Raw genomic sequence first — 22286 nt, 5'->3', positions numbered from 1 at the left:
AGTCGGTGCTACTCCGCCGCTGCGCGCTGGCTTTGCGCATGATCGTTCTTCACCACCACCTTGATGGCATCTTCCACCCGGTCCTTGGCGTAACGCAGCGCTTCAGGCAAATCGCCCATGTCGAACGTGTGGGTGTGGATCAGCGTCGCGTCGAAGCGTTTCTGCCGCATATAGGCTTCGGCCCGGTGGGTGGCGCTTTTGCCCTCGCCACGGATGGAGAAGATATAGATGTTGTTACGCACCAGGTGGGCTACATCCACTGCAGGCGATTCATGCGGGAACGCTGCCAGGCAGATACGGCCACCGCGATTGACCATCTGTGCCGCCTCGTTGATGCCGTTGGGCGCCGCCGAACACTCGACCACATAGTCGACGCCCTTGCCGCCCATGATCTTGTGCACCGCCTCGACCGGGTCTTCCTTGCGCACATTGATGACGTGGTCGGCACCAAGCTGCTTGCCGATTTCAAGCCGGTTGTCGCGCGTACCGGTCAGGATCACCGGTTGAGCGCCCATGGCCTTTGCCACAGCCACGCCCATCAGGCCGATCGGACCGGGTCCGGTCACGACCACGCTTTCACCGGCGACAAGCCCGCCCAGTTCGGTGAGCCCGTACATGGCTGTGCCGGCGGTCACGACGAGGGTTGCCTCTTCGTCCGACATGTTGTCGTCGACGTGCACCAGCGTGTTGATGTTGTTGACCTGGTATTCGCAGAAACCGCCATCGGTGGTGAAACCGTTGGCCCGGTGGCCCTTGTTCACGTCACCATAGTTTTTCCCGTAATTGTGGCACGAGGTGTACATGCCTTCGCGGCAGCGCTTGCACTGGCCACAACCTGCATGAATTTCCACGGTAACCCGTTCACCGATTGCATACTCGTCAACGCCGGGGCCGAGCGCGACCACGGTTCCCATATATTCATGGCCAGGCGTGAAATTCTGGTTGAACGGCAGTTGGCCGTTGATCTGCGCCGGCGGGCCGTGATGGATGATCTCAAGGTCGGTTGCGCAAATGGCCACCGCGTCGATGCGCACCAGCACTTCCGCCCTGGCAGGGGCCGGAACCGGTTTGTCCTGCAAGGAGATGTCGCCGGGATTGCCCAACACCCAGGCTTTCATGGTTTCCGGGATCGGATAGTCGGTGCTGGTCTTTACATCAATCGGCATTGCCATTTTTACGTCTCCTCGTTCGTGTTTTTTCCAGCGCATTTTGTTGCGCTTGCTGTTTTCAGGTGTGGGTTGGCTCCGGTTCCGGGTTGCCGAACCGCGATGAGATTCGCGCCGCGCAGTCCTGCACGGCGTGTTTGACCTTGACCATGTGATCGCCGTCAGCCCGCATGCGCGGCATGGACCCGCTGACCGAGCCGATCACCGCACCGGCGTGATCACGAATGGCGGCACCGACACACACGACGCCGGCCTGGAACTCCTCATTGTCGAGTGAATAGCCGTTGCGGCGCACCAGCCGCAGATCTTCCATCAGCTCCGAGATCGTCAAAATTGTCTTGTCGGTAAACCGTTTCAGCCCGCCCTGCGCAATCACCCGGGCAATTTCAGGCTCCGGCAGCCAGGCGAGGATGGCCTTGCCGGTCGCCGTGGCGTGCGCCGCATCAGCCTTCATGCCGTCATCCGATCCAACCCGGATCGGCAGCTTGGAATCGAGTTTGGCAAAGGTCACCAGTGATGTGCCTTGCAGAACCGCCAGGTGCACGCTTTCCAGCGTCGTGTCGTTCAGGCGCCTGAGTTCCGGCATGGCGATTTCGGACAGGTTGAACTGTTTCAGCCGGCTGTCCGACAGGTCGGTGATGCGGGGGCCGAGAAAATAGCTGCGGGTGCGCGAGGTCTGGCCGGCATAGCCGCGCTTTACCAGGGTGGCCAGGAGATGATGGCAGGTCGACGAATTCAGCTGCGCGCCGGCGGCAAGCTCGTTGAGCGCCAGTTCGCCATCGGCATCCGCCAGGATTTCCAGAATGTCCAGTGCGCGTTCAACCGACTGGATGGTGCGAGGCATTTTCTCCGGCGGCACCGTGTCCGGGCCGTCAGGCGCGCCTGTCTCAACAGGCTCAGTGTTCACTGCCGATTTTGCGCCGGTTGCCATTCGTCAATCCAGTTCACCTTGTCGAAGAAGCTGACACATTCAATCTCAGACGGCCCATCAGAGTCAATAGTATTTCGCATTCTCAAATCAAATTTGATAATGTGAAATAGATAATTGTTCGACAATAGCGACACGATTGACATGGCCATGTTGATCCGCAGGCCGGCCTAACCCGTTACACAGCACTTGTGCCACGCCCACAGATGCGTATATGCCTGCCGGTAATCCACCGGTGCCTGTGCATGGCACGATGTCGATTGAACTACGCATGAAGGCGATAATACCCATGTACCACCTGATTTATGTCAGCCAGGCCGCCCGTCCCATGAGCGAGGACGATCTCACCGCCATCCTGAAAAAAAGCCGTGATTACAATACCGAAGACGGCATCACCGGGCTGCTGATCTACAAGTTCACCCCGTCGGAAAACCGGGCAAACTTCATGCAGCTGCTGGAGGGACCGGAAGATAAAGTACTCGCCGCCTTCGCCAGGATCGAGGCCGACAAGCGCCACCACACCAAGGTCGTGCTGGAACAGGGCGAGATTTCAGAACGGAATTTTCCAGACTGGTCCATGGGTTTCCGCAACGCAGACGCGGCCGATCTGGCAAAATTCGAAGGCTATTCCGACCTCGGCTCCGCGGATTTCTGGACCCGCGCCAGAGGCGGCGACCTGTCCGACGCCCTGGAAATCATGATGTCGTTCTATTCCGACGAATTTGCTGACGACTAGGGTTTCAGTGTTTTTGCAACTACCAGCCGACTGTCATATTGAAACCGCCTGCCGGTGTTCAGCGGTGTAGTAGGGATTGTGTCCGTATATGAACAGCGTGCCGCTGCCGACCCGGTCAAGATGGCTGGTGCGTCCCGGTGCCTCCGCGTTCAGGGACGATGACAGGATCTCGTCGGTACTCAGGTTCATGCACACCAGCCGTTGCAGGACTGATTCAACACGTTTGTTTGACATGTTGCCCGGCAGTACCTTTTCCCATTTCAGGGCATTGCTCTCGTATTTCCTGATTATCCATTTGGTGGCCATATCCTCACCTCGACTGCGGCCTGTTCACAAGCCGCGCAGCAGTGCCGTCACCATTCGATATCTCAACCTTGCGCCACACGGGCAGTTACAATCTTGCCTTTTGTGATGCGCGTGGCAATGCCGGAGTGTGTAAAGCGGTGGACAGTGGAAAACACAATTCCTTAATCAGGGACGCCTCAGCATCCGGCCAGCATGGCTTCGACCAGCTTCTGCACCCTCAGCGCCTCCTGAAGCGTTGCCAGCCGGTTTGGCTGTCCGTCGACAAGCAGTAACAGATCATCAAGCTGCGCTTTCAGGCTCACTGCCCGGGGGTCTCCGGGCTCGGCGGCTACGGCTGAAAACTCGCCGCCGTCCGACATCGCATCGCGATAAAACTCCGTGACCCGGCGGCTGGCGCCAGTCCCCTTGATGGTCAGTTCCTGCCGGTCAGGCTGGGCACCGCCGACACTGGCCATGACCGTGACCGGACGCCCGTCTGCGGTTTCCAGCCGGGCCAGCATGTGGGTTTCGCATAAGGTGCCGTCAGCAGGATATGACGGCTGCGCCCAGACCAGCGACAAGGGTCCGAGAACCCGTTCCGAGAAAAACAGGAAGTGCGAAATGACTTCCCGCGTCATGCCGCCCTCGACCCGGAACCGCAGCCAGTCGGCTGACCTTTGCCACTTCCGCGGCCAGTTGGCATAGGTCACGACAATATCGACACCGACCAGGTCTCCCAGGTCCCCGGCGTCGGCAGCGGTGGAAATCTGGGTCAGGGCGGCCCCTGCGGCCTGGGTGAAGTTGACTGCCACCGGGATCCCGGCATCGGTCAGTTGCCGGACCAGGTCAGTGCTTTCATCGACATCAACCCCCAGTGGTTTCTCCAGAAACACCGCCTTGCCTGCCGCAGCTGCCGCCAGCGCGAAGGCCTTGCGCGGCACCGGCGGGCAGGCAAGATAGACGAGGTCGGCAGCCTCGATGGCGGCGTCGGCACTGGCCATGATCTCACTGTCCGGCGCGATCTCCGCCGCCAGCCGGCAGCTCTCGGCATCCGGGTCCCACAGATACGCCGGTGCAAACCCGTCATGCAGCAGCATGTGCTCCAGCATCCTGCGTCCCATGATCCCAAGCCCGATGATTGCCGTCCTGATCGCCATGCTGCATTCCTTAGGTTTTTAGGATTTCAGTTCAGTGGCAGGAAATATGACCCGTTAATGTATTGCAACTGAAGAAATCAGTGCGCGTTCAATCGGCAGCGCATCTGAACCCCACCATGTCGAGGCCGATATCGGGCGGGTTGCCGTGCCTATAGGCGGCTCGCAGGCAATAGGGGTTGTTGCCCCAGCCACCGCCGCGGATGACACGCATGCCGGGCGAACCCGGAAACCGGCTCGACGTCCACTCCCAGACATTGCCGGCCATGTCATCCAGGCCGAAGGGCGAGCGGCCACGCGGAAAGGAACCGACCGGCGCGGTGCGCAAAAACCCGTCCGCGTCTGACGCGGCACAACACGCATAGGTCCCGGCATTGGACCGTTCAGCTAGGGAAGCAGGCGTCAGCCTGTTTCCCCACGGGTATCGAAGTCCCTGCGGCCCCCTCGCGGCATATTCCCATTCCTCTTCGCTCGGCAGGCGCAGGCCATGGTGCTTGCAGAAAGCCTCCGCATCCCTGGCCGATACCTGCACCACGGGGTGATCCGCAAGGCCGTCAAGACTGCTCTGCGGGCCTTGCGGACGGCGCCAGTTCGCGCCTGATTTCTGGTCCCAGCGGGTCCACCAGACATGCGCCTTGCCTGCCTGTTCGACGGTGGTACGGTATCCACTGGCCAGGAAGAAACGCGAAAATTGCCGGTTGGTCACCTCCGTGCGCATCAGCCGGAAGGCCGGAATTTTGACAGACCGCAGGACCTCGTTGGCATCGCCGCTCCGATCACCAAGCTGAGCCGTGCCGGCAGGAATGGCGACAAGATCAAACTCTTGTGCGGCTTTCGCAGTGCCAGAGGCAAACGCTGCGAGCAGAATCAATATAACTTTCAGACTCGGGTGCATGACTGGCTACAATCGCAAAACGGTCACTCGTTCGGTCCATGGTTTCCGGTATTCCGGCGCGAGCGCAAATCACGTTCCTGACACTTGTGACTGTGCCCGGATCAATCGCTGCCAGCCGGAAAACGAAAAGTTTACCGGCAATCAAGTCGCGCAGAGGTTCAGTCCGGATGCAGGGATACCTACATACTATCCAGCGCGGCACAACCTGATGCGGGAGTACACCAAATGGGCAAAGGCACACGCAGGACATTTCTGAAAACGTCAACGGCAGGCGTTGCAGCGGCTGTGATGCCGCAGGCGGCCCAGGCCCTGGTCGCCACACCGGGCGCAACGGAAGGCCCTTATTATCCGGAACCTGACATGCGGTTCGATGATGCCGACAACGATCTTGTGCGCACAGAAGGCCAGGTGCGCGAGGCCGGCGGCGAGATCATCTACCTGACCGGACAAGTGACGGATGGAGATGGAAATCCGGTATCAGGCGCACGGGTGGAAATCTGGCAGTGCGACGCCAATGGCCGGTACCTGCACACCGGCGATGATCGCGACACACCGCGCGACAGCGCATTTCAGGGGTTCGGCCATCACGTCACCGGCAAGGACGGCCAATACCGGTTCCGCACCATCCGGCCGGTACCCTATCCGGGCCGCACGCCACACATCCACGTCAAGGTGATTACCGGTCAGCGTACCCTGACCACGCAGCTCTACCTTGCCGGTGAACCCGGCAATGAGAACGATGTTCTGTACCGGCGACTGTCGACAACCGAGCGTCAGGCGGTGGAAATGCGGTTTGAAACACGCGACGGCGCGCCCACAACCAAAGTGAATTTGATAGTTTAGGCGTCTGGTAAGCTGCCGTCCGTCGAAGCTTTCCGCGACCGCGTTCTTGTCTGGTTTGCCCGGACGGATGAAGTGAAGTCCAATACTGGTTCTTTTTGCCCGGTGAAACATCGCGATAAACGTGAAATCTGCTCTACTGTCACACTCAATGCCTGGCGGCCTCTATTCAAGAGGCCTCAACGCGTTTCGGCAACTGATCTGCGATGCAAAAAGTGCCCGTGCTCAGAAGCTCACACCGCGTCCCGAGTGCTTGTGGCAACGTGGCGTTCCGCTGCGGCGAAATTCACCACGGCGCTTGGCCCGGTTCAGCTTGCGATTACAACGGCGCTTGGCCCTGCGGCAGGCGGTGGACATTCTGCGTGCTGACCCCTGGGTGGCAACGGCCCAGGTTCCGCCATTGGTGGCTACAAAGATGCATTGGGCACGCGCTTCGGCTGGAGTTGCGGAAAAACCACTGGCTATCATGAACGCGGCAGCTGCAAGACCCAGCATCGTGACCGGTTTGGTATTCATTGTTTTATCCTCACATTCGGGCATCCGTATTCTTGTTTGCTTATCTGCCGGGATGCCTCATTGATTTAAGGGGAAGGTAGCGATGTGAGTCTGAACTCGAAATGAATGCAGTGTTCATAATAAGTGCCAGTTCCAGCCGCTGGTGAACTGGTCCCGGAGCACGGGTGAAGCAATCGCAAGGAGCCGGAGCGCCGAAGCCGGCATCCGGTGCCACTACCGGTTCCGCGCCATCCGCACGGTGCCCTATCCCGGCCGCGCTCCCCACATCCACGTCAAGGTGATTACCGGCACGCGTACACTCACCACACAGTTCTGCCTTGCCGGTGAACCCGGCAATGAGCGCGATGTGTTGTACTGGCGACTGTCGGCAGCCGAACGCAAGGCAGTGGAAATGCGGTTTGAAACACGCGACGGCGTACCCACAACCGCCGTGATTTTGGTTGCGTAGGCGTTTGGTAAGCTGCAGTCCCCGGTTTTGGGAGTTCAGGTCGAACCGTTGTCGACAAACATGTGATTGGCAGGCGTGACGCCGCGATCATAGGTGCAGAATGTATCGGTCGCGTCAGGCGTCTTGTTGTGAATCTTGATATTGGTAATGACTTCGACGGCGCCATTATCAAGACACACTTGCTGCGCGTGCTTGGCGATGTCCAGAAGCTGATCCAGATCACCCTTCATGGTGGTTTCCATGGCGCCCACCTGAAACGGCACACCGGCCTGCTTAACGACCTCGATTGCCTTGTCCACAATCTCGAAATTGTTCCCCTCGCGCACCCGGGGGATGACCTGGAAGGCCACGAAAACTTCATTGCCTGCCTGTTTGGTTTTTGCCATGCTATTGCACTCCTGTCGTTCGCCGCCAAGTGGCCTTCAGAACACACACTTGCATGAAACAACTGGCGGAGAGAGGGGGATTCGAACCCCCGGAACGCTTGCACGCTCAACGGTTTTCGAGACCGCCCCATTCAACCACTCTGGCACCTCTCCTAAGATGCGTTGGCAGGGCGCTGTCGGAAACCTGGTTTCTTAAGGCTTTTTCCCTGCCAGGGCAGCGCTCTGATACAGTAACCGGCGGTTACCTTCAAGCCCGCTTTTGCTTGACTTGCAGGGCCCTTGGATATACCAAACCGCCAGTCGTGAGCGGCAATTGGTGCCGGCTTGCGAGAAATGCGCTGCCTGAGGTTCAATAAAAACCATAAAAATTCAAGCCTGACAGAGGTTTAGACAAACCCCTTTCAGCACCGCAAGGCGCGGCGAGAAAAAAGATAAGGACCTAAAAGAATGTACGCAGTCATCAAGACCGGCGGCAAACAGTATCGTGTTGCTGCTGAAGACGTCATCGAAATCGAGCGCACAGGCGCTGAAGAAGGTGACATTGTAGAATTTCCCGTGCTCATGGTTGCCGGTGACGGCAATGTCGAAATCGGCACGCCGATGATCGACGGCGCCACCGTTGCCGGCCAGGTCATGGCCCTGTCGCGCGGCCCGAAGATCATCATCTTCAAGAAGAAGCGCCGCAAGCACTACCGCCGCAAGAACGGTCATCGCCAGGACCTGATGCAGGTCCAGATCACCGAAATCCTGACCGGCGGCAAGAAGCCATCCAAGAAGGCCGCAGCACCTGCAGCCAAGAAGGCAGCGCCGGCCAAGGAAGAAAAGTCGAAGGAAGACGCCAAGCCTGCGGCCAAGAAGGCAGCGCCGGCCAAAAAGGCTGAAGCCAAGGCAGAGGCCAAGCCGGCCGCCAAGAAAGCGGCTGCTAAAAAAGCGCCGGCCAAGAAGGCTGCTGCCAAGAAAGCCGACACGGACAAGAAGTAAACCGAACACGATTTGTTAAAGGAGCAAACTCATGGCTCATAAAAAAGCAGGCGGTTCATCCCGCAACGGACGTGACTCCGCAGGCCGCCGCCTCGGCGTCAAGAAATTCGGTGGCGAACGCGTCATCCCCGGCAACATCATCATCCGCCAGCGCGGCACCAAATGGCATCCCGGCGACAATGTCGGTATCGGCAAGGACCACACCATCTTCGCTACATCCGAAGGTCACGTGGAATTCCGCGCCCGTGCCAACGGACGCACCTTCGTGTCCGTTGTCCCGATGCCGGCAGCTGCAGAGTAAAGCAACCGGACAACGGGTTTTGCCCGAACCACCGGTGCCCATCGCCCCGGTGAGATGACATCATGAACACCGACGGGGAGATGGAAATTCACCATCTCCCCGTTTGCCGTTTAGGGGGCATTTCAAGGATTGCACGACATGGACCAGATAGAGACAGAAAGGCTGCTGCTTCGCCCGTTGCGCGAGACGGATGCCCCGCGTCTGGTGAAGTTGGCGAACCGCCCCGAGATTGCCCACATGCTGGCATCCATGCCGCATCCATACTCGCTGTCTGATGCAGAAGACTTCCTGGGCGCCGTGCGCAAGCTGCCGGCAAATGCGGCAAATTTCGCCATAACCCTGAAAGGTGCCCCCGACGAGCTGATCGGCGGCACCGGCTACGGACCCGCCAACCGCGACGACAAGCCATCGCACGAGATCGACTTCGGCTACTGGCTCGGTCTCGATTACTGGGGCAAGGGCTATGCAACCGAAGCCGCAACAGCCGTGATCCGGCACGCGTTCGAGGTCAACACAACTGAGCAGATCGATACCGAACACCTGACCATCAACCCTGCGTCCGGGCGCGTCCTGACCAAGACGGGCTTTGTCGACAAGGGCGAGATCACCTGTTATTCGCAAGGTTCCGGCCTGACCAGGCCATCGCGCAAGATGGTGCTGACCAGGGCCCGCTATCTGGAGCAGAAGGCTCAAAGCAAATGAAGTTTCTCGACCAGGCAAAGGTCTACGTGAAATCCGGCAATGGCGGCGCGGGCTGCGTGTCGTTCCGGCGCGAAAAATACATTCAGCACGGCGGACCCGACGGTGGCGACGGCGGTCGCGGCGGGCATGTCTTCGTCGAAGCGGTCAACGGTCTCAACACGCTGATCGACTATCGCTTCCGGCAGCATTTCAAGGCCAAGGTCGGCACCCACGGCATGGGCCGCAACCGCACCGGCGCCATGGGCGAAGATGTCATACTCAAGGTACCGGTCGGCACCCAGGTGCTGGAAGAGGACGGCGAAACCCTGATTGCCGACCTGACCGAGGAAGGCCAGCAGGTGCGCCTGCTGCGCGGCGGCAATGGCGGCTGGGGCAATTCGCGCTTCAAGTCTTCGGTCAACCAGGCGCCCCGGCGCGCCAATCCGGGCGAGGACGGCGCCGACATGTGGGTCTGGCTGCGCCTGAAACTGATCGCCGATGCCGGTCTGGTCGGCATGCCCAATGCCGGCAAGTCGACCCTGTTGTCGGTGGTCTCCGCTGCCAAGCCGAAGATCGCCGATTATCCGTTCACCACGCTGGTGCCCAATCTCGGCGTCGTCGAAGTGGACACCGCCACGTTTGTGCTGGCCGATATTCCCGGCCTCATCGAAGGCGCCCATGAAGGCGTCGGCCTGGGCGATCGTTTCCTCGGCCATGTGGAACGCTGTGCCTGCCTGCTGCACATTGTGGATGCGTCTGAGGAAGACCCTGCCGAGGCCTACCGGGTCGTGCGCGGCGAGATTGAAGCCTACGCCGCCGACCTGGCCGAAAAGCCGGAACTGATCGTCTTCAACAAGGCCGATATCATCGGCGAGGACGAACTGGCGAAAAAACGGAAAAACTTTGAAAAGGTCACCGGACAGGTGCCGTTGCTGATGTCTGCCGCCACCGGCCAGGGCGTGCGCCCTGCCATGGCTGCCCTCTTGCACTTGATCCGCAAGGCCCGTGGCCAGGAAGAACGCGACCAGCAGGAACAGTCTGTTGTGCTTGACGAGAACGGTGAACCCGCCACGGAAGACACGTCATGGCGGCCCTGACCTCACAACTGGAAAACGCCGGCCGGCTGGTCATCAAGATCGGCTCGGCCATGCTGGTCAACGCGGACGGATCGCTGCGCCGGACGTGGGTTGAGGGTTTGGCGCGCGATATTGCCGAGGCGCGTGCCCGCGGCACCCAGGTGCTGCTGGTCTCGTCCGGCGCCATTGCCCTTGGCCGCCGCCGTCTCGGGCTCGGCAGGACCCGGTTGAAACTGGAGGAGAGCCAGGCCGCCGCAGCCGTCGGCCAGATCGCCCTGGCGCAGGGCTGGCAGGCAGCGCTTGCCGATCATGACCTCGTCTCGGCGCAGGTGCTGCTGACGCTTACCGATACCGAAGTGCGCCGCCGCTATCTCAATGCACGCGCCACGCTCAACACCCTGCTGGCGCGAGGTGCCGTGCCGGTGATCAATGAAAACGACACCGTCGCCACATCTGAAATCCGCTATGGCGACAATGATCGCCTCGCCGCCCGCGTCAGTTCCATGATGTCAGCCACCTGCCTGGTGCTGCTGTCTGACGTGGACGGGCTTTACACCGCGCCACCGGACACCGACGGCGCCGAGTTCGTGGCCCAGGTCGACGAGATCACGCCTGATATTGTCGCCATGGCCGGTGCGCCGGTGTCGGGCATGGGATCCGGCGGCATGATCACCAAGATCGAGGCCGCCCGCATAGCCACCAGCGCCGGTGCCTCCATGGTGATTACCTCCGGCCATGAAGACAGGCCGCTGACCCGCGTCCTGAACGGCAGTCGCGCCACCTGGTTCAGGTCCGCCGCAACGCCTGCCACGGCCCGCAAGCGCTGGATTGCAGGTTCGCTTGAACCGGCAGGCAGGCTGATTGTCGACGACGGGGCAGCAATCGCGCTCGGCAAGGGCCGCAGCCTGCTGCCTGCCGGTGTACGCCAGGTCACCGGGCGCTTCTCGCGCGGTGACACTGTCGCCATCACGACGCAAAACGGCCGGGAGATCGCCCGGGGCCTGAGCGCCTATGATGCCTCGGATGCGGAAATCATCGCCGGGCGCAAGTCGTCGGAAATTGAGGCATTGCTGGGTTTGGCCGGGCGTGATGAAATGGTGCATCGCGATGACCTGGTGATGACCGGAAAGGACACCGCATGAACATGGCTGAAACCATCGCCGCCGCTGCAGTTGACCTGGAGCGCGACATGCTGGCCCTTGGCAATCGCGCCCGCGATGCCGCAACCATACTGGCAACTGCGCCGACAGCCGACAAACAGGCTGCCCTGCAGGCCATGGCATCGCGAATCCGGGCCTCGCAGGCACGGTTGCTGGAAGCCAATCAATCAGATGTTGCACGCGCTGAAGCCACCGGCAAACCGGCCTCGTTTATCGACCGGCTGACACTGACGGTCGAGCGTATAGAGGCAATGGCACAAGGCCTGGAAGCTGTCGCAGCCCTGCCCGATCCGGTCGGCGCCGTCATGGCCAACTGGCAACGGCCCAACGGACTGGACTTCACCCGGGTGCGCGTCCCCATCGGCGTCATTGGCATTATCTACGAGAGCCGGCCCAACGTCACCGCAGATGCCGGCGCGCTGGCCATGATGTCTGGCAATGCCGCGATTTTGCGTGGCGGCTCGGACAGTCATGACAGCTCCGGCCTGATCGTCGAGTGCCTGCAGGCAGGTCTTGAGGAAGCAGGGCTTCCCAAAGCGGCGATCCAGATGGTGCCCACGCCTGACCGTGCCGCGGTCGGCATGATGCTGCAGGGCCTTGGCGGCACCGTCGATCTCATTGTGCCGCGCGGCGGCAAGTCACTGGTCGGCCGCGTTCAGGACGAAGCGCGTGTGCCGGTGTTTGCCCACCTTGAAGGCATCTGCCACGTCTATGTCGACAAGGCGGCTGATCCCGTCATGGCGGTGGACATCATCACCAACGCGAAAATGCGCCGCACCGGTGTATGTGGCGCAGCCGAATGTGTGCTGGTGCATGAGGATGTGGTGGCCAGCCATGCGCCCGCCATCATCAATGCTCTGAGGGCGAAGGGCTGCGAAGTACATGCAGATCAGGCGGTCAATGCCGTATCGCAGGCCAGCGTGCCGGCAAGTGACGCCGACTGGGGCATGGAGTTCCTCGACGCCGTCATCGCCATGAAATCGGTGACGGGGCTGGATGACGCCATGGACCATATTGCCCGCTTCGGGTCGCAGCACACCGACTGCATCATCACCGACGACGCCGATACCGCCGTGCGTTTCCTGAACGAGGTGGACAGCGCCATTGTCATGCACAATGCCTCGACCCAGTTTGCCGACGGCGGCGAGTTCGGCTTTGGCGCGGAAATCGGCATCGCCACCGGCAAGCTGCACGCCCGTGGCCCGGTCGGACTCGAACAGCTCACCACGTTCAAGTACCAGGTGCGCGGTTCCGGACAGACCCGGCCGTGACGGACGCTCGATGATTTCCGGCCTGTATTCCGTTTCCGCCATATCGGCCCAGCGCATCGGCCTGTTTGGCGGGTCCTTCAACCCGGCCCATGACGGTCATGTCGCGGTGTCGGAAGAAGCCCTGAAACGGCTGCAGCTGGACCAGGTCTGGTGGCTGGTGTCGCCGCAGAACCCGCTCAAGGACGCCCGAGATACCGGAGATTTCGACGACCGCCTGGCCCTCGCCAAAAGCCTCGCGGCAAATCCACGGCTGGTTGTGACCGGCATGGAAGCAGAACTCGGCACCCGCACCACAGCGCAGACCTTTAACGCCCTGGCGCCGATGTTCCGGCACTCCCGGTTTGTCTGGATCATGGGCGCGGACAGTTTTGCAGGGTTACATCACTGGAACGACTGGCGGCAAATCCCGGCGACCCTGCCACTGGCCGTGTTTGCCCGGCCCGGCTGGACCCGAAAGGCGCTCAGTTCACCGGCCGCGCGCCTGTTGGCAGGCCACCGTCTGGACGCAGCTGATGCCGGTCAGTTGGCCGACAGGGCGGCACCCGCCTGGTGCTTCCTGAACATGCCCCTGCGTCCTGAAAGCTCGACAGCCATCCGCAACGGCAATGCCACCAGTGGCGGCTAGACTCAAAACGCAACGATCTTAGAAAATCACAGGTCGGCTATGCGGACAAAGCTGCCACTGCTGGCTGTTCCCGAGATGTCGGAAACTACCCACTACGGGCACTGAAAGTGTTGTCTGGGTTGCTGACCGCGTTCCCATTGCCAGAGTGTATTGTCGCCCGACAATGCCACGCTGCCGCTCTGGTCCGCCGCCGCTGCAACGACCTTATCCATGATCTTTTCCGGATCGAGGCCGATATCACGTCCCCAACGCCACAATGAGCCATCTCGTCGAATTGCCAAACTGTGGCTGGAACCCGTGGCAATCGCATCAGCGTCCTGAAATATTGAACCCCAGACAATGGCTTTATCGCCGATACCATGCCGTCCGAGAGGACCGTATATGTTTCCACCGGTTCCCATGACGGTGCCATCTCGTTTCAGCAATATGGCATGACCCGTATGAGCCTTGACGGCGGCCACGTCGCCTGCAACGGCAACAAACACTTCGGAAGGCTCCAGCTTTCCATCACCATACTGCCCGCGATGCGCAAACCCCTTTACGAACAGAGTGCCATCGCCGGTTACCAGGTAATTGGCGCTGTCACCTATGCTCGCGGTCACTATGGAACCATCAACCGTTTTTGTTTGGACCAGCTCGCCTTCTCCGAACCAACTCTTAGTTCGGGCCAAATACATCAGGTTCCCGTCTGAACGCGCCGCAATCACGCCGGTGCGACCGGCCGCAAACCAGGTGACCTGATCAAGTATTTCCTGCTTCTCGTCCAATTCTTCACGCCAGGTCAGAAGTCGGCCCGATGTAGTCAGCACATAACTCGCATCACGACCGACGCCGACTTGGACAACGTCCTCTGCTGCGAGCTGCGGGGGGTCGCTCCCTCTCCATTGATAAGCCGTTTGGTCACAAAGCAGCATTTTCAGGTCATAGTATGCGGCCAAACGTGGCGACGTGCTGTCCGCATGGCCCGGTGCTCCACCCAAAACCGAGCACAAAACAGTAAGGACTGCTGTTATTATATTTAAGTTGGATTTCGCCATGCCTTCATGATTTTTTTGAGTGCATTCATCAATTTAATGTAGCACCGGCAGACAGTCAGAGGTAGAGCACGACGTGAATACAGATCGTCTCCTGATGGCAGCTGCTGGAAATGATGTCACGACGAACCGAAGTCCACTTTAGACTCAGAACCGACATCCGGCGTTCTCTCTCGGCTAGTGGGCCCCGGCCCCAAACCCGTCAAAAAGGCGCAAAAGTCATCGTCACGTCACACTGAACCGCTTGAATCGCGACAGAATCGGGCGTAACCTGTTGACTGTTAACGTCCACTCGTTCAACGGAATAGGTCAAGAAGCACATCGTGCAGCCAAACCGTCAGAAACAGATTACTGCAAGGCAGCAAGCCCGCATGCCTTCCAGCCATCAAGAGGACCCGAACCCTGACAAGTCAATCTATGCGTAGCGGCTCGCAAAGCACAGCCGTTAAACCAGCGCCTGCGTCTCGCCGCAAGGCCACGCCACCCCTCCCCAAGATCATCAAGTCATGCCTTAACGATGCCAAGGCCGAAGATGTCGTTTCAATCGACCTCAATGGCAAGGCGGCACTGGCTGACACCATGGTTGTGGCATCGGGGCGGTCGAACCGCCATGTCTCGGCCATTACCGACCAGCTGTCCGACGCCCTGAAGGAAGCCGGCTACAAGAATGTCCGCGTTGAAGGGCTGCCCCATTGTGACTGGGTGGTCATGGACGCAGGCGATGTGATCGTTCACATCTTCCGGCCGGAAGTCCGCACCTTCTACAATATCGAGAAACTCTGGTCGCCGGACGCACCGGCTGACACCGCCGCGTCTTAAAGAGACTTCGGGTGAAACTGACCATAGCCGCCATCGGCCGGATGAAGGCCGGACCAATGGCAGAGCTTGTCGACACTTATGCAAAGCGCACCCGCCAGGCGGGCAGGCAGGCCGGAATAACCGAACTCAACGTTGTTGATTTCCCCGAATCCCGCAAACCCAAGGCCTCCGCGCGAGCCGGTGAAGAAGCTGAATTGCTGGCAAATGCGGCGCCCTCGGGGGCCGCGCTCGTCGTGCTTGATGAGCGTGGCAAGGCGATCAACACGGCCGAATTTGCCGGCATCATCAAGACAGAGCTGGAATCAGGCACCCGGGATCTGGTTTTCGCTGTCGGCGGCCCGGACGGCCATGCGGCGGAAATCCGCAAAAAAGCCCGATATGTAGTGTCATTTGGTCATATGACCTGGCCGCACATGCTGGCGCGTGTGCTTTTGGCGGAACAGATTTACCGGGTGGTCACCATTTTGGTTAATCATCCGTATCACCGGGACTAACGATTCGGCGGATGGCGGGCCGAAAAATCTCCTGATCCGGTGCCTTGGACCATCGAAAATGCTGGAAAGCTCATTTGCTGATACGTGCGTTCCATAATGCAATTCTGCTGTCTGCAACCGCTTTGTGGCTGGCGACAGGCTCTGCCCATGCGCAAGACACCTCGAACCAGGGCAATCTGGATGAGGAAACCGACCGCCTGCGCACCATTGAACGCCAAATCGGGCAGGCAAAGACACGGTCGGCCGCGCTGGATCGCGAACGTGAAGTGCTGGCGGAGGAAATGGCCAGCGTGTCGGACCGGCTCGTCGCACTGGCCGGCAACATCCAGTCACGCGAAGCCCGCATTGCTGAAAGCGAGAAAAAACTGCTTTCGCTGGCGCTGAAGGAAAACACGCTGCGCTCCAGGCTGCGCTCCAGGCGCGGCGTGCTCGCCGAACTGCTTGCCGGATTGCAGAAGCTGGAACGCAATCCGCCGCCGCCACTGGCGGTTGAGCCTGACGATGCAACCCGCGCGGTGCGCGGTGCCCTGCTGTTCGGTGCCATCGTGCCCGACCTGAAAGGCCAGGCTGCCAGCCTCACCCGCGAACTGGCGGAGCTTGAAGCCGTTCGCCAGCGCATAGTGGCGGCCCGGGATGAACTGGACACACATATTACCAATCTCGGACCTGCACGCACCGAGCTGGAGGCATTACTGGTCCGCAAGCAGGCCCTGCTGGCGAAAACCGCCCGCGAACTGGCAGCCGAACAGAAGCGCGCCCTGAAACTGGCGCAACGGGCCAAGGATATTCGCCAGTTGCTGGCAAGCCTTGCCGAGGCGCGCCGCAAGGCCCAGGCCAAGGCGGCCGAAGAAGAGGCACGCAGGATAGCGGAGCAAGAAGCCCGTGAAGCCGAAGCCAGGCGGATTGCCGAGGCGAAAGAAGCCGCTGAGAGAAAGGCACAAGCCGAAAGGATTGCCCGGGCAGCTGCGGAGAAAGCGCGCCTGCTTGCTGAACAAAAAGCCCTCGAAGCTGAAGCAAGACGGTTGGCTGAGCTGAAAGCCGAGCAGGAAAAGAAGGCCGAAGCCGAACGGATCGCCAGGCTTGCCGCTGAAAAGGCGCGCCAGATTGCTGAACAAGAGGCACGCGAGGCAGAAGCAAAACGGCTTGCCGAGTTGAAAATCGCCGAGGAAAAAGCCGCCGAGGCGGAACGGGTAGCCAGGGCAGCAGAAGAAAAGGCCCGCCGCCAGGCTGCTCTTGAGCTGAAACAAAAGCAGGAAGCGGCCGCCGAACGCAGGCGCCGGAAACCTGCTGTGCGGTTTGCTTCGTCCATTGGCAAGCTGGCCTATCCGGCACAAGGCGAACGTGTGCGCAATTTCAACGACAAGGACGGTTATGGCGGGCGCTCGGAGGGCCTGCATATTGCCACCGGGAAACTGGCTCAGATCACCACACCGGCGGACGGTGACGTGGAATTTGCCGGCGAGTTTCGCAGTTATGGCAAGTTGATCATCATAAATGCCGGCGACGGCTACCATTTGTTGCTTGCAGGTCTGGACAAGATCACCGTTTCTGCCGGACAATCACTCGCCGCCGGTGAGCCTGTCGGGACGATGGGCGAACATACGGCTCGCGGAACTTTGATCGGAGACCGCATAGACGATCCAAGGCCAATCCTGTACGTAGAAGTAAGAAAAGGCGCCAATGCAATCGATTCATCCCGCTGGTGGGTGGATCGCGGACAAAAAGCGGTGCTTCGCCGCAATAATGGCGGAAATGAAGGCTAGCGAGAAGTGCGACAGCGCGCTAATCTTTACATTGAATGCTCAGCTAATCAGGATCGTTGATCCAACCCTTGATGGAAAGCCGACACGTAATGCACAAAACAAACCTGAAGATCGCCGGCGCCTTCGTGGTCGGCTTTATCGCAGCCACCGGCGCCTGGCAATCGCTGAACTATGCGAACGCATCCAATCAGGAAACCTATCGCTATCTGAATTTGTTTGGCGACGTGTTTGATCGTGTCCGGGCCGATTATGTCGAAGAGCCTGATTCTGAAAAGCTGATCGACACGGCCATCAACGGCATGCTGTCCGGTCTTGATCCGCATTCCAGTTATATGAACCCGAAACGTTTCAAGGACATGCAGGTTCAGACCCGCGGCGAATTCGGCGGTCTCGGCATCGAAGTGACCATGGAAAAGGAAGTGGTCAAGGTGGTTGCCCCCATCGACGAAACACCGGCTCAGAAAGCCGGCATTCTGTCCAATGACCTGATCACCCGGATCGACGGCAAGGAAATTCGCGGCCTGACCCTGAATGAAGCCGTCGACAAGATGCGCGGCAAGGTCGGTGAGCCGATCACACTTACAATCGTACGCAAGGGCAAGGATGCGCCGTTTGACGTAACCATCAAGCGCGCCATCATCAAGATTCGCGCTGTGCGCTTCAACGTTGAACGCGATGACATCGGCTATATCCGTATTTCGTCCTTCAACGACCAGACCCAGGACAACCTCGAAAAGGCAGTCGAAAAGATCAAGACCCAGCTTGGTGACAAGCTGAAAGGCTACATTATTGACCTGCGCAACAATCCCGGCGGCCTGCTCAATCAGGCCATCTCGGTGTCCGACAGCTTCCTCAACAAGGGGGTTATCGTATCCACCCGGGGCCGCAACGGCTCTGAAACCGACCGCTCGACGGCAACCAATGGCGACCTCAGCGACGGCAAGAAAATCGTCGTCCTGATCAATGGCGGCTCGGCGTCGGCGTCTGAAATCGTTGCTGGCGCCTTGCAGGATCATAAGCGCGCCACCATTCTCGGCACCCGTTCGTTCGGCAAGGGATCTGTTCAAACCATTATTCCGCTCGGATCGGAAGGTGCCATTCGCCTGACGACTGCGCGCTACTACACGCCGTCCAACACCTCGATCCAGGCCAAGGGCATCAAGCCGGACATCAAGATCGAGCAGGAACTGCCGGAAGAACTGAAGGCCCAGGCCAGCCGCACCACCTCGGAAGCCTCCCTGCGTGGCCACCTGACCGGTGAGGGCGAAGGTGAAGAATCCACCGGCTCGTCGTCCTATGTACCGGCAGACAAGGAAAAGGACCTGCAGCTCAAGGCAGCCATCGACCTGCTTGACGGCAAGACGGTCGAACAGACACCGAAGAAGGCTGAAGCGCCGACAACTGCCCAGTCCGGCACCTCAGCAAACTAGACCGGGCCGCTCAGGGAACCGCGAAAGCCCAGACCGGTTTTATACCGGTCCCGATACAGACCGGCGCGAGCAATGCTCGCGCCGCTTTCGTCTGATTTTTGAGTCCTGCGGTTTCTTGATCGCAACGCGTTGCGCCGGCCTGGTGGATGATAGCGCCATCAAAAACAAATCTGACGTTGACTGTGCCCGCGTCCCGGCAACTTCAAATTGTACTTTACTTCGGTACGAATCAGCAATTTCGCGAGTATAGTTTCCGCGCTTGGCCAATAGATTAAGGCAAGTGCTCACAGCAACTCACAGGGAGTTTGGGTAGGCTGTAAATGGAAAATGACCTTCGCCAGCCGTTGAAACGGCGTTCATTGCCGGCACGCATGTTTTCAGCGCGCCCGTCTGCCCTGCGTGCAACATCACTTGCCTGCATAACTGTTCTGGGCGGCATGGCGGGCTGGCTCGTGGTCAGCCATGAACCTTATGGCGGCGAGCCCGTCGTTCACATGCGCATCGACACATCTGATCCGATCATTACGTCGTCTGTCAAAAAACCTGCCGCAACATCGCTGCAGGATGCCGATGCAGGCGATGAAGAACTGTCTCAGGACACCGGTGCCGATACTCCGGTGCTCGATCTCTCCGACCTTGGCAGCAGGCAGCAGGCAGGTGGAGAAACTGACCTGGACAAGCGCCGGCAGCAATTGGCAAACCGCAACACATCTTCAGGCGACGTGGAAAGCCCGCCGGGCGCCCTGTCCATGGACGACCTGGCGCCATCCCGCAATCAACAGGCCCTGATCCCGTCGCGAGCCAGCCTGGCACTGGTGCCGGCACCGGTAGCCAAGATAACCGGCAAGGGCCCGCACGGACCATTGCCCCGGCGTGCCAAGGACGGGTCAAGACCGTCAACCATCTACGCCCGCCCGGTTTCCCGTGAACAGTTGGCATCGGACATGCCAAAAGTGGCACTGCTGATTGGCGGCATGGGCCTGAACGAGAGTTTGACCAGAACGGCAATCAACAGGCTGCCGCCGGAAGTATCACTGGGATTCGCACCCTATGGTGAAAACCTGCAGCAGCAGGCCAATGACGCCAGGTCCCGTGGTCACGAACTGTATATCCATTTACCGATGGAACCGTTCGGCTATCCGTCCATCGACCCCGGCCCGCACACCCTGCTGACCTCGGTCCCGCCGCAGAAAAACCTCGACTCTCTGCGCTGGCATCTTGGACGGTTTGCCGGATACGCCGGCGTGACCAACTACCTGGGCGCCCAGTTTGCCAGCAACAATGATGCCATAAGCCCGGTCCTGAAAGAGCTCGGCAAACGTGGCCTGATCTATGTCGACGACGGCAGCAAGGGCCTGTCACGCGCCACCCAGCTTGCAGGAATTCTGGGCCTGGACGCACGCTCTGCGGTTGTCAGCCTTGACGGAGACGGCTCGCCGGCATCGGTTCTGGCGGCCTTGCAAAGGCTGGAGGCACAGGCCCGCCACAGCGGCATCGCCATCGCAACCGGATCCGGATTGCCGTCCACGATCGAAGCAATCGACCAGTGGGCACAGGGACTTGCCGGGCGCAATATTCTACTGGTGCCGGTGTCTGCCGCTTTCGCTGCCCGCCGCAGTTAGCCGGTTTCTCGAGCACGCTCTCATGACCACCGCACCACTTGACAATCTGCCCTACCGTCCATGCGTCGGTGTCATGCTGCTGAATTCACATGGAAAAGTATGGATCGGCCATCGCATCGTCCAGGAAAACGATGATGAAGCCGCAGGTGTGGGCATGTGGTGGCAGATGCCGCAAGGTGGCATTGATGAGGGCGAGGATGTCCGCTCAGCCGCCATGCGCGAACTGACGGAAGAAACCGGCGTGCACTCGGCGGAGGTGTTGGCGGAAACCGATGACTGGCTCACCTACGATTTGCCCGACCACCTGGTCGGTGTTGCCTGGAAAGGCCGCTATCGGGGACAGAAACAGAAATGGGTCGCTTGCCGGTTTACCGGCGCAGACTCTGAAATCGATATTTCGGGCATTGGCCACAAGCCGGAATTCGACGAGTGGCGCTGGGCCGACATGGACGAGCTTGAAGACCTGATCGTGCCGTTCAAGCGCCAGGTGTACAGCCAGGTCATCAGCGCGTTCAGGCATCTTTAGCCAAACAGGTTCGATCCCACGCCGGTTCGCGCGGTGTCCTAATCCCGTTTGAATACCACAATCAGGTTGTTGGCCGGCACCGGCAGGATGTCAGACAATGACAGCTGGTGCCGCGATGCCTCTTCGGCGACCTCTTCCAGAACCCTGATGCCATAGGCCGGATCCTGGTTTTTCAGCCACACCTCGAAAGCCTCGTTACTCTCAACCGTCTCCACATCACGCTGCCGGAACGGACCGTAGAAGACCAGCAGGCCGCCGGCGCCTAACTTGCGCCCGGCACCTCTCAGCAGCCCGGTGCACGCCTGCCACGGTGTAATATGGATCATGTTGATGTTGACAATAACGTCGGCGCGCCCTGGTTTCACCGTGTCTTCCCACGCGCTGTCCAGCACATCAAGCTGCTGCGCCGGCATCAGGTTGCCGGATGAGGCATCAGCGGCGTAGGCAGCAATGCTGGCCAGCCTGTCCGGGTCGAACTCGGTCGGCCACCAGCGCAGGTGCGGCATTGCCGGCGCACAATGCGCCCCGTGCTGGCCGGTGCCGGATGATACTTCCAGCAGGTCACGCGCCGTTTCCGGTACAATCTTGAGCAACCAGTCACGCACGATGTCCATGTTGCGGTCTGCCGATGGTGATGTCTGTTTCATGTGGGCACAATCCCTTTTCACAAACAAAAAGCCGGGCATTTGACCGCCCGGCTTGAATTCAGTGTCTGCAAGTTCGCCTTAAAGCGCTGACTGCAATTGCGTCAGATGATCGAGAGTTTCCTGCGCCCGGCGCTTTTTCTCAGGATCATTGGCGTCGTTCACGTCTTCCTGCGCATTCTGGATTTTCTGCGCCAGGTCGTCTGCTGAAAGATCGCTCACCGCAACAGCTTCTTCAGCCAGGATGGTCAGGCCGGCAGGATTTACTTCCGCAAATCCGCCACGCACGAAAATCCGTTCTGCATTACCGCTTTCATCGGTGACGGTTACAACGCCGGGCTTGAGTGTCGACAAGACCGGGGCGTGATTGACCAGAACGGTAAACTCGCCTTCGGTGCCTGGCACGACAACCTGCTGCACGTCGCCTGACGACAACAGCCGCTCAGGTGATACCAGTTCAAACTTCAAGAGATCGGCCATAAGGCTCTCCGTTAATCAGTCTTGC

The 22286-nt window shown here is 59.8% G+C and carries 26 protein-coding genes and 1 tRNA gene; 16 read left to right on the top strand and 11 right to left on the bottom strand.

Annotated elements, in window-relative coordinates:
- Window positions 1–8: 8 nt before the first annotated feature.
- Together DHN55_RS06400 and DHN55_RS06395 are read right to left on the bottom strand one after the other, a co-directional pair.
- Complete coding sequence (locus DHN55_RS06400; protein ID WP_108880499.1) at window positions 9–1172, bottom strand: zinc-binding dehydrogenase; 1164 nt, start codon at window positions 1170–1172, stop codon at window positions 9–11.
- Window positions 1173–1227: 55 nt separating this feature from the next.
- The gene (locus DHN55_RS06395) at window positions 1228–2097 is read right to left on the bottom strand and encodes an IclR family transcriptional regulator domain-containing protein (RefSeq protein WP_108880498.1); all 870 of its coding nucleotides are present in this window, start codon (window positions 2095–2097) and stop codon (window positions 1228–1230) included.
- A 250-nt stretch (window positions 2098–2347) separates the two neighbouring features.
- Here DHN55_RS06395 and DHN55_RS06390 point away from each other — a divergent pair, with 250 nt between their 5' ends.
- The gene (locus DHN55_RS06390; RefSeq protein ID WP_337659982.1) at window positions 2348–2830 is read left to right on the top strand and encodes a BLUF domain-containing protein; all 483 of its coding nucleotides are present in this window, start codon (window positions 2348–2350) and stop codon (window positions 2828–2830) included.
- Between the two features lie 33 nt (window positions 2831–2863).
- Here the strand turns inward: DHN55_RS06390 and DHN55_RS06385 are convergent, their stop codons facing one another.
- The 3 genes from DHN55_RS06385 to DHN55_RS06375 form a co-directional block, all read right to left on the bottom strand.
- Complete coding sequence (locus DHN55_RS06385; protein ID WP_108880496.1) at window positions 2864–3136, bottom strand: hypothetical protein; 273 nt, start codon at window positions 3134–3136, stop codon at window positions 2864–2866.
- A gap of 176 nt (window positions 3137–3312) precedes the next feature.
- Window positions 3313–4272, bottom strand: a complete 960-nt coding sequence (locus DHN55_RS06380) for a Gfo/Idh/MocA family oxidoreductase (RefSeq protein WP_108880495.1) — start codon at window positions 4270–4272, stop codon at window positions 3313–3315.
- 88 nt (window positions 4273–4360) lie between these two features.
- Window positions 4361–5140, bottom strand: a complete 780-nt coding sequence (locus tag DHN55_RS06375) for a formylglycine-generating enzyme family protein (protein WP_337659981.1) — start codon at window positions 5138–5140, stop codon at window positions 4361–4363.
- Between the two features lie 249 nt (window positions 5141–5389).
- On the opposite strand from DHN55_RS06375, the gene DHN55_RS06370 reads away from it, so the two are divergent.
- Window positions 5390–6007: a dioxygenase family protein gene (locus DHN55_RS06370; protein WP_108880493.1), complete on the top strand. Its 618-nt coding sequence runs from the start codon at window positions 5390–5392 to the stop codon at window positions 6005–6007.
- Window positions 6008–6229: 222 nt separating this feature from the next.
- Here DHN55_RS06370 and DHN55_RS06365 read toward each other — a convergent pair whose 3' ends face one another.
- Window positions 6230–6520, bottom strand: a complete 291-nt coding sequence (locus DHN55_RS06365; RefSeq protein WP_337659980.1) for a hypothetical protein — start codon at window positions 6518–6520, stop codon at window positions 6230–6232.
- Between the two features lie 142 nt (window positions 6521–6662).
- Between DHN55_RS06365 and DHN55_RS06360 the strand changes: the two genes are divergently transcribed.
- Window positions 6663–6968, top strand: coding sequence for a hypothetical protein (locus DHN55_RS06360; protein ID WP_108880491.1), 306 nt, complete (start codon window positions 6663–6665; stop codon window positions 6966–6968).
- 35 nt (window positions 6969–7003) lie between these two features.
- Here the strand turns inward: DHN55_RS06360 and DHN55_RS06355 are convergent, their stop codons facing one another.
- Both DHN55_RS06355 and DHN55_RS06350 read right to left on the bottom strand, forming a co-directional pair.
- A complete protein-coding gene (locus DHN55_RS06355) occupies window positions 7004–7354 on the bottom strand; it encodes a thiamine-binding protein (protein WP_108880490.1) in 351 nt (116 codons plus the stop codon).
- Window positions 7355–7417: 63 nt separating this feature from the next.
- Window positions 7418–7507, bottom strand: a tRNA-Ser gene (locus tag DHN55_RS06350).
- Between the two features lie 294 nt (window positions 7508–7801).
- Here DHN55_RS06350 and rplU point away from each other — a divergent pair.
- The 7 genes from rplU to DHN55_RS06315 all read left to right on the top strand — a co-directional run bounded on the left by rplU (window position 7802) and on the right by DHN55_RS06315 (window position 13449).
- Window positions 7802–8335: a 50S ribosomal protein L21 gene (gene rplU, locus DHN55_RS06345; RefSeq protein ID WP_108880489.1), complete on the top strand. Its 534-nt coding sequence runs from the start codon at window positions 7802–7804 to the stop codon at window positions 8333–8335.
- Window positions 8336–8366: 31 nt separating this feature from the next.
- Window positions 8367–8636 carry a 50S ribosomal protein L27 gene (gene rpmA / locus DHN55_RS06340; RefSeq protein WP_108880488.1) on the top strand — a complete coding sequence of 90 codons (270 nt, stop codon included), beginning with the start codon at window positions 8367–8369 and terminating at the stop codon, window positions 8634–8636.
- 138 nt (window positions 8637–8774) lie between these two features.
- Complete coding sequence (locus tag DHN55_RS06335; protein ID WP_108880487.1) at window positions 8775–9338, top strand: GNAT family N-acetyltransferase; 564 nt, start codon at window positions 8775–8777, stop codon at window positions 9336–9338.
- Window positions 9335–10414 (top strand): GTPase ObgE, encoded by a 1080-nt coding sequence (gene obgE / locus DHN55_RS06330; RefSeq protein ID WP_108880486.1) that lies wholly within the window; start codon window positions 9335–9337, stop codon window positions 10412–10414. The genes DHN55_RS06335 and obgE overlap by 4 nt, the downstream gene beginning before the upstream one ends.
- Entirely contained in the window at window positions 10402–11535 is a 1134-nt protein-coding gene (proB, locus tag DHN55_RS06325; RefSeq protein ID WP_108880485.1) for a glutamate 5-kinase, read from the top strand. Before obgE ends, proB begins: the two co-directional genes overlap by 13 nt.
- Entirely contained in the window at window positions 11532–12824 is a 1293-nt protein-coding gene (locus DHN55_RS06320; protein ID WP_443111087.1) for a glutamate-5-semialdehyde dehydrogenase, read from the top strand. Before proB ends, DHN55_RS06320 begins: the two co-directional genes overlap by 4 nt.
- Window positions 12825–12834: 10 nt before the next feature.
- Window positions 12835–13449 (top strand): nicotinate-nucleotide adenylyltransferase, encoded by a 615-nt coding sequence (locus tag DHN55_RS06315; protein ID WP_108880483.1) that lies wholly within the window; start codon window positions 12835–12837, stop codon window positions 13447–13449.
- 92 nt (window positions 13450–13541) lie between these two features.
- On the opposite strand, the gene DHN55_RS06310 is transcribed toward DHN55_RS06315, so the two are convergent.
- Window positions 13542–14486, bottom strand: coding sequence for a hypothetical protein (locus tag DHN55_RS06310; RefSeq protein ID WP_337659979.1), 945 nt, complete (start codon window positions 14484–14486; stop codon window positions 13542–13544).
- 414 nt (window positions 14487–14900) lie between these two features.
- Here DHN55_RS06310 and rsfS point away from each other — a divergent pair, with 414 nt between their 5' ends.
- The 6 genes from rsfS (at window position 14901) to DHN55_RS06280 (ending at window position 21137) form a co-directional block, all read left to right on the top strand.
- A complete protein-coding gene (rsfS, locus tag DHN55_RS06305) occupies window positions 14901–15302 on the top strand; it encodes a ribosome silencing factor (protein WP_108880481.1) in 402 nt (133 codons plus the stop codon).
- An 11-nt stretch (window positions 15303–15313) separates the two neighbouring features.
- Window positions 15314–15796, top strand: coding sequence for a 23S rRNA (pseudouridine(1915)-N(3))-methyltransferase RlmH (rlmH, locus tag DHN55_RS06300; protein WP_108880480.1), 483 nt, complete (start codon window positions 15314–15316; stop codon window positions 15794–15796).
- Between the two features lie 74 nt (window positions 15797–15870).
- Window positions 15871–17559 carry a peptidoglycan DD-metalloendopeptidase family protein gene (locus tag DHN55_RS06295; protein ID WP_108880479.1) on the top strand — a complete coding sequence of 563 codons (1689 nt, stop codon included), beginning with the start codon at window positions 15871–15873 and terminating at the stop codon, window positions 17557–17559.
- Window positions 17560–17648: 89 nt separating this feature from the next.
- Window positions 17649–18989: a S41 family peptidase gene (locus tag DHN55_RS06290; RefSeq protein WP_108880478.1), complete on the top strand. Its 1341-nt coding sequence runs from the start codon at window positions 17649–17651 to the stop codon at window positions 18987–18989.
- A gap of 320 nt (window positions 18990–19309) precedes the next feature.
- On the top strand, window positions 19310–20611 hold the full coding sequence (locus DHN55_RS06285; RefSeq protein WP_108880477.1) for a divergent polysaccharide deacetylase family protein: 1302 nt from the start codon (window positions 19310–19312) through the stop codon (window positions 20609–20611).
- Between the two features lie 22 nt (window positions 20612–20633).
- Window positions 20634–21137 (top strand): RNA pyrophosphohydrolase, encoded by a 504-nt coding sequence (locus DHN55_RS06280; protein ID WP_108880476.1) that lies wholly within the window; start codon window positions 20634–20636, stop codon window positions 21135–21137.
- Window positions 21138–21175: 38 nt separating this feature from the next.
- On the opposite strand, the gene DHN55_RS06275 is transcribed toward DHN55_RS06280, so the two are convergent.
- Both DHN55_RS06275 and DHN55_RS06270 read right to left on the bottom strand, forming a co-directional pair.
- Window positions 21176–21784: a DUF938 domain-containing protein gene (locus DHN55_RS06275; RefSeq protein WP_337659978.1), complete on the bottom strand. Its 609-nt coding sequence runs from the start codon at window positions 21782–21784 to the stop codon at window positions 21176–21178.
- A gap of 78 nt (window positions 21785–21862) precedes the next feature.
- Window positions 21863–22261, bottom strand: a complete 399-nt coding sequence (locus tag DHN55_RS06270) for a F0F1 ATP synthase subunit epsilon (protein WP_108880474.1) — start codon at window positions 22259–22261, stop codon at window positions 21863–21865.
- Between the last annotated feature and the right edge of the window lie 25 nt (window positions 22262–22286).

Source organism: Anderseniella sp. Alg231-50 (genome assembly GCF_900149695.1).
Taxonomy (GTDB): Bacteria; Pseudomonadota; Alphaproteobacteria; order Rhizobiales; family Aestuariivirgaceae; genus Anderseniella.
Note: the sequence above shows the minus strand (reverse complement) of the source record. Positions and strands in the feature narration are given on the sequence as shown.

Bases quoted from the DNA above. Each gene is read 5' to 3' on its own strand.
- DHN55_RS06400 (WP_108880499.1), bottom strand. From the start codon at position 1,172: ATGGCAATGCCGATTGATGTAAAGACCAGCACCGACTATCCGATCCCG.
- DHN55_RS06395 (WP_108880498.1), bottom strand. From the start codon at position 2,097: ATGGCAACCGGCGCAAAATCGGCAGTGAACACTGAGCCTGTTGAGACA.
- DHN55_RS06390 (WP_337659982.1), top strand. From the start codon at position 2,348: ATGTCGATTGAACTACGCATGAAGGCGATAATACCCATGTACCACCTG.
- DHN55_RS06385 (WP_108880496.1), bottom strand. From the start codon at position 3,136: ATGGCCACCAAATGGATAATCAGGAAATACGAGAGCAATGCCCTGAAA.
- DHN55_RS06380 (WP_108880495.1), bottom strand. From the start codon at position 4,272: ATGGCGATCAGGACGGCAATCATCGGGCTTGGGATCATGGGACGCAGG.
- DHN55_RS06370 (WP_108880493.1), top strand. From the start codon at position 5,390: ATGGGCAAAGGCACACGCAGGACATTTCTGAAAACGTCAACGGCAGGC.
- DHN55_RS06365 (WP_337659980.1), bottom strand. From the start codon at position 6,520: ATGAATACCAAACCGGTCACGATGCTGGGTCTTGCAGCTGCCGCGTTC.
- DHN55_RS06355 (WP_108880490.1), bottom strand. From the start codon at position 7,354: ATGGCAAAAACCAAACAGGCAGGCAATGAAGTTTTCGTGGCCTTCCAG.
- rplU (WP_108880489.1), top strand. From the start codon at position 7,802: ATGTACGCAGTCATCAAGACCGGCGGCAAACAGTATCGTGTTGCTGCT.
- rpmA (WP_108880488.1), top strand. From the start codon at position 8,367: ATGGCTCATAAAAAAGCAGGCGGTTCATCCCGCAACGGACGTGACTCC.
- DHN55_RS06335 (WP_108880487.1), top strand. From the start codon at position 8,775: ATGGACCAGATAGAGACAGAAAGGCTGCTGCTTCGCCCGTTGCGCGAG.
- obgE (WP_108880486.1), top strand. From the start codon at position 9,335: ATGAAGTTTCTCGACCAGGCAAAGGTCTACGTGAAATCCGGCAATGGC.
- proB (WP_108880485.1), top strand. From the start codon at position 10,402: ATGGCGGCCCTGACCTCACAACTGGAAAACGCCGGCCGGCTGGTCATC.
- DHN55_RS06320 (WP_443111087.1), top strand. From the start codon at position 11,532: ATGAACATGGCTGAAACCATCGCCGCCGCTGCAGTTGACCTGGAGCGC.
- DHN55_RS06315 (WP_108880483.1), top strand. From the start codon at position 12,835: ATGATTTCCGGCCTGTATTCCGTTTCCGCCATATCGGCCCAGCGCATC.
- DHN55_RS06310 (WP_337659979.1), bottom strand. From the start codon at position 14,486: ATGGCGAAATCCAACTTAAATATAATAACAGCAGTCCTTACTGTTTTG.
- rsfS (WP_108880481.1), top strand. From the start codon at position 14,901: ATGCGTAGCGGCTCGCAAAGCACAGCCGTTAAACCAGCGCCTGCGTCT.
- DHN55_RS06290 (WP_108880478.1), top strand. From the start codon at position 17,649: ATGCACAAAACAAACCTGAAGATCGCCGGCGCCTTCGTGGTCGGCTTT.
- DHN55_RS06285 (WP_108880477.1), top strand. From the start codon at position 19,310: ATGGAAAATGACCTTCGCCAGCCGTTGAAACGGCGTTCATTGCCGGCA.
- DHN55_RS06280 (WP_108880476.1), top strand. From the start codon at position 20,634: ATGACCACCGCACCACTTGACAATCTGCCCTACCGTCCATGCGTCGGT.
- DHN55_RS06275 (WP_337659978.1), bottom strand. From the start codon at position 21,784: ATGAAACAGACATCACCATCGGCAGACCGCAACATGGACATCGTGCGT.
- DHN55_RS06270 (WP_108880474.1), bottom strand. From the start codon at position 22,261: ATGGCCGATCTCTTGAAGTTTGAACTGGTATCACCTGAGCGGCTGTTG.